Annotated in this window: 11 protein-coding genes; all 11 read left to right on the forward strand. The window is 47.3% G+C overall.

The genetic code is table 11. From position 1 onward, the window contains the following. Positions 1 to 33: 33 nt before the first annotated feature. The 11 genes from V8Q34_RS12670 (at position 34) to V8Q34_RS12720 (ending at position 13,019) form a co-directional block, all read left to right on the forward strand. Positions 34 to 819, forward strand: coding sequence for an ABC transporter ATP-binding protein (locus V8Q34_RS12670; RefSeq protein ID WP_103731412.1), 786 nt, complete (start codon positions 34 to 36; stop codon positions 817 to 819). Then, positions 813 to 2,825, forward strand: a complete 2,013-nt coding sequence (locus V8Q34_RS12675; protein WP_335835600.1) for an ABC transporter permease — start codon at positions 813 to 815, stop codon at positions 2,823 to 2,825. The genes V8Q34_RS12670 and V8Q34_RS12675 overlap by 7 nt, the downstream gene beginning before the upstream one ends. Positions 2,826 to 2,938: 113 nt before the next feature. Further along, positions 2,939 to 3,544: a type IV toxin-antitoxin system AbiEi family antitoxin domain-containing protein gene (locus V8Q34_RS12680; RefSeq protein ID WP_033144258.1), complete on the forward strand. Its 606-nt coding sequence runs from the start codon at positions 2,939 to 2,941 to the stop codon at positions 3,542 to 3,544. Next, positions 3,537 to 3,968 (forward strand): nucleotidyl transferase AbiEii/AbiGii toxin family protein, encoded by a 432-nt coding sequence (locus V8Q34_RS12685; protein WP_335835601.1) that lies wholly within the window; start codon positions 3,537 to 3,539, stop codon positions 3,966 to 3,968. The genes V8Q34_RS12680 and V8Q34_RS12685 overlap by 8 nt, the downstream gene beginning before the upstream one ends. After that, the gene (locus V8Q34_RS12690) at positions 3,908 to 4,456 is read left to right on the forward strand and encodes a nucleotidyl transferase AbiEii/AbiGii toxin family protein (RefSeq protein WP_335835602.1); all 549 of its coding nucleotides are present in this window, start codon (positions 3,908 to 3,910) and stop codon (positions 4,454 to 4,456) included. Before V8Q34_RS12685 ends, V8Q34_RS12690 begins: the two co-directional genes overlap by 61 nt. Before the next feature lie 313 nt (positions 4,457 to 4,769). Then, a complete protein-coding gene (locus tag V8Q34_RS12695) occupies positions 4,770 to 6,953 on the forward strand; it encodes a family 78 glycoside hydrolase catalytic domain (RefSeq protein WP_335835603.1) in 2,184 nt (727 codons plus the stop codon). Positions 6,954 to 6,997: 44 nt separating this feature from the next. Then, positions 6,998 to 7,381, forward strand: a complete 384-nt coding sequence (locus tag V8Q34_RS12700) for a GntR family transcriptional regulator (RefSeq protein WP_033141013.1) — start codon at positions 6,998 to 7,000, stop codon at positions 7,379 to 7,381. Beyond that, the gene (locus tag V8Q34_RS12705; RefSeq protein WP_227211599.1) at positions 7,374 to 8,285 is read left to right on the forward strand and encodes an ABC transporter ATP-binding protein; all 912 of its coding nucleotides are present in this window, start codon (positions 7,374 to 7,376) and stop codon (positions 8,283 to 8,285) included. The genes V8Q34_RS12700 and V8Q34_RS12705 overlap by 8 nt, the downstream gene beginning before the upstream one ends. Continuing rightward, entirely contained in the window at positions 8,263 to 8,889 is a 627-nt protein-coding gene (locus V8Q34_RS12710; protein ID WP_335835604.1) for an ABC-2 transporter permease, read from the forward strand. The genes V8Q34_RS12705 and V8Q34_RS12710 overlap by 23 nt, the downstream gene beginning before the upstream one ends. A 271-nt stretch (positions 8,890 to 9,160) precedes the next feature. Then, complete coding sequence (gene hflX, locus V8Q34_RS12715; RefSeq protein ID WP_033141010.1) at positions 9,161 to 10,402, forward strand: GTPase HflX; 1,242 nt, start codon at positions 9,161 to 9,163, stop codon at positions 10,400 to 10,402. 244 nt (positions 10,403 to 10,646) lie between these two features. Beyond that, on the forward strand, positions 10,647 to 13,019 hold the full coding sequence (locus V8Q34_RS12720; RefSeq protein WP_033141009.1) for a ribonucleoside triphosphate reductase: 2,373 nt from the start codon (positions 10,647 to 10,649) through the stop codon (positions 13,017 to 13,019). Positions 13,020 to 13,257 lie beyond the last annotated feature (238 nt).

Raw genomic sequence — 13,257 nt, forward strand, 5'->3', positions numbered from 1 at the left:
TGCCAATGGAAGAAGAAAGGCAGGGAATGGAATATGGCGGAAGTTCTGAGAGCGGAACAGATAGAAAAATATTACGGTACAAAGGATAATCTGAAAAAGGCACTGGATGGTCTGAGTTTCCAGGTGGAGGAAGGGGAGTTCACCAGTATAATGGGGGCTTCCGGCTCAGGCAAGACAACACTGCTCAACTGCATTTCCACTGTGGACTGTGTGAGTGCAGGGCATATTTATCTGAACACAGGGAAGCAGGGGCCTTCCGGGATTATGGATATCACTGCAGTGGAACAGGGAGCACAGGCAAAGTTCCGCAGGGAAAATCTGGGGTTTGTGGTACAGGATTTTAACCTTCTGGATCGTCTGACCATTGAGGAGAACATTGCCCTTCCCCTGGTTTTGCTGGGACTGCCGGCAGAAAAGGTGCACGCCAAAAGTGTGGAGATGATGGAGCGGCTTGGAATCGGGGAAATTGCCTCCAGATTTCCTTACCAGGTATCAGGAGGGCAGAAGCAGAGATGTGCCTGCGCGAGGGCGCTGATCAAAAAGCCGAGAATCCTTCTGGCAGATGAGCCTACCGGGGCGCTGGATTCCCGCAGTTCCCGGCAGCTTATGGGGCTTTTGGGGGAACTGAACCGGGAACTGCAGGTGACGATACTCATGGTGACCCATGATTCTTACTGTGCCAGCTTTGGAAAACGTGTCCTTTTTTTGAAGGACGGAAGAATTTTTAATGAGATCGTCCGCGGCAAAAAGGAACAGCAGGAGTTCTATGAGGAGATCCTGCAGGTACAGTCCTTTCTGGGAGGTGACGTGTCATGCTGAGAAAACTTTCAAGGAGGAATGCGCTGCGCCAGATGCGGGATTATGCGGTGTATCTTCTGACATTGATTCTGTCTGTGACATTGATGTATTCCTTTCACCTGCTGGTGTTTTCAGAGGAGATAAAAGCCATTCTGGGTGAGTGGTCCATGATGCCTTTTATCATTATTTTTATCAGTGTTATCATTGTACTGATCCTGGGCAGGCTGGTGAGCTATATTACGGAGTTTATATTCAGGAAAAGAAGCCGTGAGTTCGGGACTTATATGATGCTGGGCATTGAGAACCGGGAGATTGCCGGAATGTTTGCCCGGGAGAGCATAACCATAGGAGCCGCGGCATGGCTTGCAGGACTGGTAGGAGGTACTTATTTTTACCAGATCTTAAAGGCCATGGTGATGCACTTATTTCTGCGGCCTTTCCACATGGGGCTGGAATTTTCATGGGGAGCGTTTTGTCTGACCAGTGTGTACCTGGTCTGTATCTTTTGGCTGTCAGGCAGAAAGGTAAAAAAGAAAGTAATGGCAGTCAGCATCCGGGAACTGCTCTCTATGGACGCGGAGAATGAAAAGGCGCCCTTAAAGAATCAGAAACAGAAGAGGGTACTTTTTCTGCTCTCCCTGCTGGCATTGCTGCTGGGTTGCTGTGCTTTTGGAGCACTTCTGTACTGTGAGATCGGCAATGACGCCGGGGGTGCGGCAGCCTTATTCGGGCTGTCCATGATCGTACTGTCCGTGTTCGGACTCTTTATGAGTTTTCCTGTGGTTCTGGAACAGAAGCTTAATAAAGTGAAATGGAAATACAGGAGCAGGAATCTGGTTCTGGGACGCATATACTCAGGCAAGATCCGGAATCTCAGTCTGACCTTTGCCAGTGTCAGCATTTTGTTTCTCCTGGTATTTCTGGCAGTGAGCCTGGGGTTGTTCTTTAACAGGCGCGTGGACAGCCGGGTGAATGAAACGGCATTTGACTTTGCCGTAGGATCTCTGTACGGGCAGGAGGACCTGCAGCCCGTGAAAGAGTATGTACAGAGGGAAATACCGGAAGCTGCCACTGCCGATTATCAGGTCTACACCTCCGGTCGGCGCGATTTCGGCGCGTATTTTTCCACGGAAAACATGGGGAAATTCATGTCATTTTCCCACATGGACGCCATGGAAAATGACTGTTATATGGCAATGTCCGTGTACAAAGAATTAAGAGATATGCTGGGTATGGAGAAGGTAAATCTGGAGGAAAACAAGTATTATATGCACTGCAGCGGCTTTGCAAAAGAAAAGCTGGAGCGGTATGCCGGTACCCGGGCGCTGACAGGAAGCGGCCGGAGCATTCCGGCCGGCACAGACAGGGAAAAGGACGCGGCACTCTCCTTTGGCGGGGCATTCACAGGTGCGTTTTTCCAGCAGGAATTTTTCGGGAATGGGAGCTACTATCTGCTGATCGTGCCGGACCGGGTGGCCAAAAACATGCAGGTGATAGAGGAACTGTATGTGGGAGTGGCGCCAAAAGAGCTCTCCATGGAAGTATATAAGGGAATCGCAGCCATAGCGTGGGAAAATCAGATGCATGTGACCGGCAAGGCGGAAATCCGGGAGAGCGGGGCCTCTATTGTCATGAGTCTTTCCTTCCCTCTGTTTTATCTGGCATTTATCCTGCTGGCTGCGGCGGCAACTATCATGACTGTGCAGATACTGAGTGATCTGGAGCAGGAGCGGCAGCAGTTCCGTATACTTCAGGAATGTGGCATGGATAAGGCAGAACAGAGGAAGATTCTGCAGAGATATTTTGCCGTCTATTACTCCTTCCCCGTACTTCCCGCCGCTGTGGGAGGTGCCGCAGTGTACATGGCGATCACAGGCAGCGTCAACTGGGATGCGTACCAGGGAATGACGCTGGTAGGATTTGGAGAGGGAATAGGTATCCTGGGAGTGACGGCGGGGGTGTTTTTCAGCATCTATCTGGTTTACTGTCTGAGTGCGTATATTTCTTTTAAAAAGGCAGTTTTGTAAAAAAGAGTCCGGCGTTGACGATATGAAACATTGGGCATTGTGATTTTTTTGATTTTATGCTACAATAAACGCATACAAAACTTAAAAATTGTATGCCGAAAGTTGGTGCCTGTTTGAATAAAAAGGAAATTGTACGAAATATAATAAAGGAAAAGGGCGGTATTGTAAGAACTTCTGATTTTCTTGCAGCCGGTATGAAAAATTATGAGGTCGCCGCACTTTGCAGAGAAGGAATAATAGAACGAATCCGGCATGGATATTATCAACTTCCTGATAATACCATGATAACAGAAGAACAGCTGATTAAAGAACTGCTCCCTCAGGGAATTATTTGTGTCGAATCAGCCCTTTTTCATTATGGATATAGTGACTTTGCCCCGCGCGAGTGGTCGATTGCGGTGCCGCGAACGGCAGTCAGGACAGTTAAGCGGGTGCAGGAGATATCCATGAAAACCTATTACATTCAAAGAGAGTTTTTAAATCTTGGCAAGACGATGGAAAACTTCAGCGGTATTTCTTTGCCTGTCTATGACCGAGAACGTACACTTTGTGATTGCTTTAAATATCGCACAAAGCTTGATAATGAACTCTTTAATAAGGCAGTCAATGCTTATGCGGCAGATGAGAAAAAGAATCTTGCCAATCTTTCCAAATATGCGAAAACAATGCGTCTTTACACAAAAGTAATGAATGTAATGGAGGTGCTGTTGAATGGCTGATGTAGCTGCGTCTGTACTTGCACGCCTTAAAAAGATTGCCAAAGAAAGCGGGAGAAGTTACCAACTTTGTCTGCAGCTCTTTTGCCAAGAGGAGTTTCTGCGCCGTTTAGAGAAATCGAAATACGCGGAAAATCTTGTATTAAAGGGCGGACTTTTCATCTATTCGCTTACCGGTTTTGACAGTCGTGTTACCGTAGATGTAGATTTTCTGCTTCAGAAAATTCCAAATACACCGGAACAGTTGAAAGTGGTGCTGGAAGAAATCATTGCTTCCCCTACTGAGCATGATTTTGTGACTTTTGAAATCAAAGATGTTGCACCAATCGCTCTCGCAAAAAATATGCGGGTATCGGAGCTTCAGTCGTGGCTTATATTAAAAACACTCGCACGCCATTTGGGATTGATTTCGGTGTGGGAGACATAATCGTACCAAAACAGGAAAAGCGCAAGATACCGACGCAGCTTCCTGACTATAATGCACCTATGATCAATACATATTCACTAGAGACAACTATCGCTGAAAAAATTGATGCAATCCTTAGTTTAATGGAGTTTTCCAGCAGAATGAAAGACTATTACGATATATATTATATTGTAAATAAGTTTGATTTTGAAGGCAGAGTGTTGTCAGAAGCATTGCACAGAACTTTTGTAAACCGTGGACATACGTTCAGTATAAAACAGTTTGAACAGGTTATGGGATTTGGCGATGATGCGGCAATGCAGAAGAAGTGGAAAGCTTTTGTCCGTAAGATCAATACCAATACGGATGATTATGGCACCGTTCTGGAAACAATAAATGTATTTCTTGCCAAACCATTTGCCGCGGCAATAGAAGGTATAGAATATACAGCAGATTGGTCTGCCGCAAAGGGAGAATGGCAAGAAAGTTTGCCGGAGATTTGTAAGTGAAATACAAAGGTATTGCTACATAACAGCAGTCAAAATTCAATTATGATTTCATAAGGGAACAGTGGGAATAATTAGGAATACAGATACAAAAATGTCGGCGGAAGTGTCATCCATCTGCCGGCATTTTGTTTTTCAATTTGGACTATAGATGTCTTCTGCTGGATTCTTTTTTCATACCTTCGGAGATAAGAAAGAGAGAAATAGTACATATAATCCAAAAAAGTTACATGTACTTAAAAACCCGAATGCCTTATGATAGAGCAGAAACAATGAATTTTAGGAAATTTTCAGCTTATCAACAGGAGTGAGACATATGACAAAATTTGAACCGGTTTGGCTGACCATCCCTCTGTTTGACGGCATAAAACCGGAAAAGCCTTATCACAAAGAACACCAAAAGCGCACCATGCAGGTGTTTCCGGTGCAGAATCTCCATGTTCTTGCCCGTTCAGATGTGGAGACAGAAAGAAACGGAGAGAGGTATCTGCTGCGCATATCCGCAGATGATTACTACAAGCTGTGGGTCAACGGCAGATTTGCAGGACAGGGCCCTGCCCCGGCGTGGCCGGAGAAATATTATTACAATGAGATAGATATTACAGAATTTCTGCATCCCGGAAAGAATGTGCTGGCAGTACATCTCTATTACCAGGGACTTATCAACCGTGTGTGGAACAGCGGGGACGGACGCTTTGCCTATACCGCACAGCTAATCTGCAGAAGTTCGGGGGAATGCCTCCCCCTTTCCTGGAAATACAAAATATCCGAGGCCTATACAGGGGAGACAACAGGCTATGAGACGCAGTTTCTGGAGAACTTTGACAGCCGGTGCTGGGATGCGGACTGGAATCTTGCCGGGTTTGATGACAGTCGGTGGGAGCCTATGATAAAGGCAGAGTGGGCAGACTATACTTGTGTCAGACAGCCTACAAAAATGCTGGCCGTATACGAGAGGGCACCGGAAACAGTAAAAAAAGAGGGTGGCTGCTGGTATGTGGACATAGGCCGTGAGATCACAGGCAGTCTGCGAATCAAAGCCTCCGGCCCGCCCGGAGCGGAAGTGGAGATTCTCTGCGGGGAGGAGCTGCGTAAGGACGGCAGTGTCCGCTGTGACATGCGCTGCGGCTGCACATACCGGGAGATATGGACACTGGACGGCGGAATCTGCGAGCTGGAGCCGTATGACTACAAAGGGTTCCGTTACGCGGAGCTTCACTTTGGAAGCAGCGTAAAGATTCTGGAGATCCGCGCCCTGATCCGTCATTATCCCATGGAGGATTTCCTGTGTACACTGAGGACCACGGAGGAAAAACTGGCGGGTATATTTTCCCTGTGCAGAAATACGGTAAAATACGGCACTCAGGAGGCATATCTTGACTGCCCCACAAGAGAGAAGGGGCAGTATCTGGGGGACGCGGTGGTCACGTCACGTTCCCAGGTGTGGCTGACGGGAAAGACAGAGATGCTGAGAAAATGTATTGACCAGTTTGCCCTTACAAAAGACATCTGTCCCGGCCTTATGGCAGTGGCTCCGGGGGCCTTTATGCAGGAAATCGCTGATTTTTCCCTGCTGTGGTCGCAGCTTCTGCTGACAGACTATGCATTCACCGGGGACAAGGGATTTCTGAGAAAATATTATGATACTGCCAGAGGTGTTGTAAATTATTTTTCTGTGTATGAGGACGAAAGCGGGCTTTTAGACCGGGTGTCAGAGAAGTGGAATCTGGTGGACTGGCCTGAAAATCTGCGTGACGGGTATGATTTTACCCTGAGCCGCCCGGTGGTGGCAAAAGGCTGCCACAATGTCATCAATGCTCTGTATGCAGGGGCAGTCAGGGCGTTGACAGAGATAGAGAGGATTCTGGGAATCCCCGCATCCTGTTCCTTTGAAAAAATACGGGCTGCCTATATAGATGCTTTTTACCGACCGGACAGAAAACTGTTTGCAGACAGTAAGCAGAGCGGACACTGTTCTCTCCACTCCAATCTGTACGCGCTGTATTTCGGGCTGGTACCCGGGGAGGCAGCGGACCGTGTAGCGGATTTTCTGGAGGAAAAAGGGTTCTGCTGCGGTGTCATGCCAAGTTATTTTGTTCTCAAAGCTCTTGCGGATGCAGGACGTTATGAGAGCGTATACAGGCTTCTGGTCAATGAAGGGGAATACGGCTGGGTCAATATGCTGCGGGAGGGGGCTTCCGCCTGTTTTGAGGCATGGGGAAAGGAACAGAAGTGGAATACCAGCTTATGCCATCCCTGGGCCACAGCGCCTGTCAGTATTTTGATCGAGGAACTGGCGGGGATCCATCCGGACCCGGGAGAGCATAATGGATACAGGTTTGAACCCCATATTCCGGATTCCATAAAAGAATTCTGCCTTACCGTCCCCTTTGGAGGAAAGCAGTTGAAAGTGATAAAGGAGGATGGGAGAATCGCTTTGTATCAACAGGAATCATGCGGCAGCTTTTTTCATTCAGCTATTGACACAAGAGATATGTAAGTGTATAGTGTGATGTATAGATATGCACACTAAAGGGGTGAGTCATGAAGATAACAATATCAAACACGGCCAACGAACCGCTGTACCAGCAGATCATGGAGCAGATAAAGGAGAATATCCTGAGCGGTGAGCTGCAGGAGGGGGAGCTGCTTCCATCTATCCGCAGTTTTGCCAATGATCTGAAGGTCAGTGTGCTGACCATCCGAAGAGTCTATGAGGAGCTGGAAAAAGAGGGGTTTGTGGTCAGTCAGGTTGGACTGGGAACTTTTGTAAAGGCCGGTAACACAGAACTTTTCAGGGAATCCAAACGCAGAATGATTGAGGAAAAGCTTACGGAAGCCTTGAAACTGGCATCTATGCTGGATATCAGCAAAGAGGAGATCATGGAGATGCTGGACATTTTAAGCGAGGAGATTGGAAATGGATAATGTGCTGGAAGTAAGGAATCTAAGGAAAAACTATAGCAGGTTTGAACTTCAGGATGTCAGCTTTACCGTACCGGAGGGGTGTATTGCGGGATTTGTGGGAAACAACGGTGCCGGCAAGACAACCACCATCCGAGGCATCTTAAATCTGATACATAGAGACGGCGGCCAGGTGAATATTCTTGGAATGGATATGTATGGAGGGAAGGAGAGCGAACAGGAGATCAAGAACCGGATCGGTGTGGTTACGGATAACGGAGGCTTTTACGGAATGTTTACCTTGAAGGAGACGGCATCTCTTTTCGCTTCCCTGTATAAGAACTGGGACGATTCCGTGTATAAGGACTGGATACGGAAATTCTCCCTGAACGAGAAACAGAAGATACAGGAATTGTCAAGAGGAATGAAAGTGAAGTTTTCCCTGGCGCTTGCCATGTCACACCATGCGGAGTTTTTGATCATGGATGAACCCTCCAGCGGCCTTGACCTGCTCACCAGGGCACAGATCCTGGAAAGTCTCAGGGAGTATATGGAGCGGGAGGGCAGAGGTGTATTTTTTTCTACTCATATTGCGACTGATATTGAGAAGGTGGCAGATATTGTTATTCTCATTGACAAGGGCAGGATTGTATTCGAGAAGGAGAAGGATGCCCTGATGGAGGAATACAGGATCGCAAAGGGTGACAGCAGGGATTTGACCGGGGAGGCAGAAGAACTGTGCATCAGTCTTAGGAAAACCCAATACGGATTTACCGCTGTCACCAGCAGGACAGAGGACATGAAGCGTCTGATTCCGGATGTGGTGTTTGAGAGGCCGGATATGGAGGAGATACTGATGGCATGTATGGGAAAGGGGAGTGAAGAGTATGGTAAGAGCACTGTTTATGAAAGATGTCAGACTCGTTAAAAAGAATCTTTTGATCATGCTTGTGATGATTATCGGTATGCCGGTTTTCCTGAACTGGAGACTTGATGCTCAGATAGATGTGGGGGCTGTGCCGCTTCTGATGATAGTCAACATTTTGGGATTGATATTGTTTGGAAATATTTGTATGGAAGAGGAAAAATATCCCGGAGGTGAAGTTATACTCTTGTGTGCGCCCTGTTCAAAGAAAATACTGGTGGCTGTGAGATATTTGATCATGACCCTGTTTTTTCTGCTCTGCACAGCGGGATACGAAGCAGTATGCCTTATTATGGACAGAAAAGTCCTGCATATATGGCAGATCATGCAGGCATTGTCTGTTTACATCCTGTTAATGGGGATTTTCATTCCCGTTGTATATAAAGCAGGGGTGGTAAAAGTTCAGTACTTACTTTCAGGAACCGTTGTGGTGGTGGGATTTTTCAGTTCTATGTTTACAAATTCCGCATTTTACAACTCTATGACAGATTTTCTATATCAGAACCAGAACATGGCAGTGGCAGGATTTGGAGTATTTTGTATTGTATTTCTGCTGGCATCCTATATGATCTCTTCAAAAATATATGAGAGAAAAGAATGTGTATAGATGTCTTTATGGAAATTCAGGCGGATTTGCCGGCATGTGTGAAGCTGTATTCACGCTGCTGACAAATCCGCCTGGCTCTGTATTGGGGGAACATTTCAATTCTTATCATATTACCGAAAAGAAAACCATCACGGTACTGCAAGATGTTTTTGTGAAAAATGTCCCCTTGTCAGCATATAGAAAAAGCGTTATGATGATAAGACAGTTTTACAGATTATCTCTGCGGACAGCAGGAAGACAAGTTGACAGAGACATATTATAGGAGATTTTTATGCAGTTATACGATTTAAACGAAGCAGAGGAGCGTGTCATCCTGGTAGGCGTTCAGGAAGGGGACGGCGACGATACGGAGGAATCCGTGGAAGAACTTGCGGAGCTTACAAAAACAGCAGGTGCACTGGTAGTGGGAACGGTGATCCAGAAAAGAGAGCGGATCCATCCCGGTACCTATGTGGGAAAGGGCAAGATGGAGGAGCTGAAAATGCTGCTCACGGCGCTGGATGCCACAGGCATTATCTGCGATGATGAGCTGTCGCCGGTGCAGATGAACAACCTGCAGCAGGAGCTGGACTGTAAGGTGATGGACAGGACTCTTCTGATACTTGATATTTTTGCGGATCACGCCTCCACCAGTGAAGGAAAGATCCAGGTGGAGCTGGCACAGCTTCGCTACCGGGCAGTGCGGCTTGTGGGGCTGCGCAATTCCCTTTCCCGTCTGGGCGGCGGTATCGGAACCAGAGGTCCCGGTGAGAAGAAGCTGGAGATGGACAGGCGTCTGATCAAGGAGCGCATTTCCCAGTTAAAGCGGGAGCTTGAGCAGGTGAAGCGCCACAGGGAGCTTTTGCGCGAGGGCCGGAAAAGGGACCGTGTCATGACAGCCGCTATTGTAGGGTATACCAATGCGGGTAAGTCTACCCTTTTGAATACACTGACAGATGCCGGGGTCCTTTCTGAGGACAAACTGTTTGCCACACTGGACCCGACAACCAGAATGCTGGAGCTTTCCGGGGGAACCAGAGTCTATCTGACGGATACCGTTGGCTTTATTCGGAAGCTGCCCCATCACTTGATCGAGGCATTTAAAAGTACCCTGGAGGAAGCAAAATACGCGGATATCATTCTGCATGTGGTGGATGCTTCCAATCCTCAGATGGAAGACCAGATGCGTGTGGTATATGATACCCTCCGGGAACTGGAAGTGACCAATAAAAAGGTGGTGACACTTTTCAACAAGCAGGATAAACTTTCCGGAGAACAGATCCTCAGTGATTTTAATGCTGACCATGTGCTGCGCATTTCTGCCAAAACAGGGGAGGGCCTGGAGCGGCTCAAAGAAGTGCTGGAAAAAATCGTGACGGAAGACCAGATCTATCTGGAGCGCGTGATTCCTTATAAAGATGCAGGGATTCTGCAGCAGATCCGCAAGTACGGACAGCTCATGGAGGAGGAGTATACAGACGGCGGAATCGCAGTAAAAGCAAGGGTTCCAAAGGATATTTTCGGACGTCTGTAAGCCGTTATACCGACCGGTCAAAGGCCGCAGAAGAGCAACGCAGGAATTAATAATTTGATTAATAAAACTACCATATATTGGAAAATTCAAAGAATGTTTACAATATATGGTAGTTTTTACGGTTGACGAAAAGTATAACCTTTGCTACAATAGACCTACAGCGTTTATACAGAGGCTATTCTCTGTGAATGCGAGGCGGGGCGGCAAGATGGTCCTGCTTCTTTACATATAAGGAGGAAAAGGAATGTTTCAGGTAGTAAAACGTGATGGGGAAATCGCAGAATTTAAGCTGGATAAGATTGCCGAAGCAGTCAAGAAGGCATTCGATGCCACGGAGAATGAATACAGCAGTGACATGCTGGATCTGCTGGCACTCCGTGTGACTTCAGATTTCCAGAAGAAAATTGTAAAGGGGAAGGTTTCTGTTGAGGATATTCAGGACAGTGTGGAGAATGTTCTGATTCAGGCAGGTTACTCTGATGTGGCGAAGTCCTATATCCTGTACAGAAAACAGAGAGAAAAAATCCGCAATATGAAGTCCACCATTCTGGACTACAAAGAGATTGTAAACAGCTATGTGAAGGTGGAGGACTGGAGAGTCAAGGAGAACTCCACAGTGACCTACTCCGTGGGGGGACTGATTCTGAGCAATTCCGGTGCCGTAACGGCCAATTACTGGCTGTCTGAGATCTACGATACGGAGATCGCTGAGGCACACAGAAACGCGGATATCCATATCCATGACCTGTCCATGCTGACAGGATACTGCGCAGGCTGGTCCTTAAAACAGCTTATCAAGGAAGGTCTTGGGGGCATTGAAGGAAAAATCACCTCCTCCCCGGCCAAGCATCTGAGTGTGCTCTGCAACCAGATGGTGAATTTCCTGGGAATTATGCAGAATGAATGGGCAGGCGCCCAGGCATTTTCCTCCTTTGACACGTACCTGGCACCTTTTGTCAAGACTGACAACTTAAGCTATCCTGAGGTGAAAAAATGTGTGGAGTCCTTTATCTACGGCGTCAATACACCGAGCCGCTGGGGTACCCAGGCACCCTTCTCCAACATCACTCTGGACTGGACCGTACCAAACGATCTGGCAGAGCTTCCGGCCATTGTAGGCGGGGAAGAGATGCCGTTTAAATACAAAGACTGTAAAAAAGAGATGGATATGGTGAATAAAGCTTTCATTGAGACCATGATCGAGGGAGATGCCAATGGACGCGGTTTCCAGTATCCCATTCCCACTTACTCCATCACCAGGGATTTTGACTGGTCAGATACAGAGAACAATAAGCTGTTGTTTGAGATGACTTCCAAATACGGCACCCCGTATTTTTCAAACTATATCAACAGTGATATGGAGCCGAGTGATGTCCGGAGTATGTGCTGCCGTCTCCGCCTTGATTTGAGAGAGCTGAGAAAGAAAACAGGCGGTTTCTTCGGTTCAGGGGAGAGTACCGGTTCCGTGGGCGTTGTGACCATCAATATGCCGAGGATCGCATATCTGGCCGAGGATGAGGAAGATTTCTTCCGCAGACTGGACCATATGATGGATATTTCAGCCCGTTCCCTGAAAATCAAGAGAGATGTGATCACAAAACTTCTGGACGAGGGACTCTATCCCTATACCAGAAGATATCTGGGAAGCTTTGAGAACCATTTTTCCACCATCGGTCTTCTGGGCATGAATGAGGCCGGTTTAAATGCCAGATGGCTGAAATGCGACATGTCTGATGAGAGAACTCAGGAATTCTCCAAACGTGTGCTGAACCACATGAGAGAGCGCCTGAAAGATTATCAGGAAGAGTACGGCGATTTATACAACCTGGAAGCAACTCCGGCAGAATCCACCTCCTACCGTCTGGCAAAGCACGACAGAAAACGCTGGCCGGATATCAAAACAGCAGGAAACGAAGGGGACACACCGTATTACACCAACAGCTCCCATCTTCCGGTGGACTACACAGCGGATATTTTCGATGCCCTGGATATTCAGGACGAACTGCAGACTCTGTATACCTCCGGTACCGTATTCCATGCGTTCCTGGGAGAAAAGCTGCCTGACTGGAAAGCCGCTGCTGCTCTTGTAAGAAAAATAGCGCAGAATTACCGTCTGCCATACTATACACTGTCACCTACATATTCTGTCTGCAAAGACCACGGTTATCTCTCCGGCGAACATTTTATCTGTCCGAAATGCGGTAAGAAGGCTGAGGTTTACAGCCGTATTACAGGCTATTACCGTCCGGTGCAGAACTGGAATGACGGAAAGAGCCAGGAGTACAAGAACCGTACCGTTTATGATATTGCCCACTCGGACTTTAAGGGCAGCACTAAAACGGTGGCCATGACAGCAGAGGATGTGAGGATAGAGGAGACCAGGAACGGACAGGTAACGGCAAAATATCTCTTTACCACAGAGACCTGCCCCAACTGCAAGATCGCCAAGCAAATGCTGGAAGGCGAGGACTACGAGCTGGTGGATGCGGAGAAGAACCCGGAGCTGGCTCGGAAATTCGGTGTTATGCAGGCACCGACCCTCATTGTCATCAATGGTGAGGAGACAAAGAAATATGTCAATGCGTCCAATATTCAGAGATACGTGGACGAAGATTAATAACAGAGACCCGGTCTGAACGCCGGGTCTTTTTGGTATAAAAAGATGAATTTTTGCTTATCTTGTCGGAGCCTTTGCGTTGACAAGATAAAGAATATTCTTCATAATAGAAAGCAGATAGAGAAAGATTTCTTTTGAAAACCAGAAAAAAACTCCGAAATCGGTGCCTGGTTATGAAAAAACTGCATTTCTAATATACCATTTCTATAAATTTCTTGGCAGCGTCAGGCGGGGGTTC

Origin of the sequence: Blautia sp. JLR.GB0024 (assembly GCF_037000545.1) — a bacterium.
Taxonomy (GTDB): Bacteria; Bacillota; Clostridia; order Lachnospirales; family Lachnospiraceae; genus Blautia; species Blautia celeris.

What these genes read in the sequence shown, in the direction of transcription:
- V8Q34_RS12670 (WP_103731412.1), top strand. Translation starts at nt 34, where the DNA reads ATGGCGGAAGTTCTGAGAGCGGAACAGATAGAAAAATATTACGGTACA.
- V8Q34_RS12720 (WP_033141009.1), top strand. Translation starts at nt 10,647, where the DNA reads ATGTTTCAGGTAGTAAAACGTGATGGGGAAATCGCAGAATTTAAGCTG.
- V8Q34_RS12700 (WP_033141013.1), top strand. Translation starts at nt 6,998, where the DNA reads ATGAAGATAACAATATCAAACACGGCCAACGAACCGCTGTACCAGCAG.
- V8Q34_RS12710 (WP_335835604.1), top strand. Translation starts at nt 8,263, where the DNA reads ATGAAAGATGTCAGACTCGTTAAAAAGAATCTTTTGATCATGCTTGTG.
- V8Q34_RS12695 (WP_335835603.1), top strand. Translation starts at nt 4,770, where the DNA reads ATGACAAAATTTGAACCGGTTTGGCTGACCATCCCTCTGTTTGACGGC.
- V8Q34_RS12685 (WP_335835601.1), top strand. Translation starts at nt 3,537, where the DNA reads ATGGCTGATGTAGCTGCGTCTGTACTTGCACGCCTTAAAAAGATTGCC.
- V8Q34_RS12675 (WP_335835600.1), top strand. Translation starts at nt 813, where the DNA reads ATGCTGAGAAAACTTTCAAGGAGGAATGCGCTGCGCCAGATGCGGGAT.
- V8Q34_RS12705 (WP_227211599.1), top strand. Translation starts at nt 7,374, where the DNA reads ATGGATAATGTGCTGGAAGTAAGGAATCTAAGGAAAAACTATAGCAGG.
- hflX (WP_033141010.1), top strand. Translation starts at nt 9,161, where the DNA reads ATGCAGTTATACGATTTAAACGAAGCAGAGGAGCGTGTCATCCTGGTA.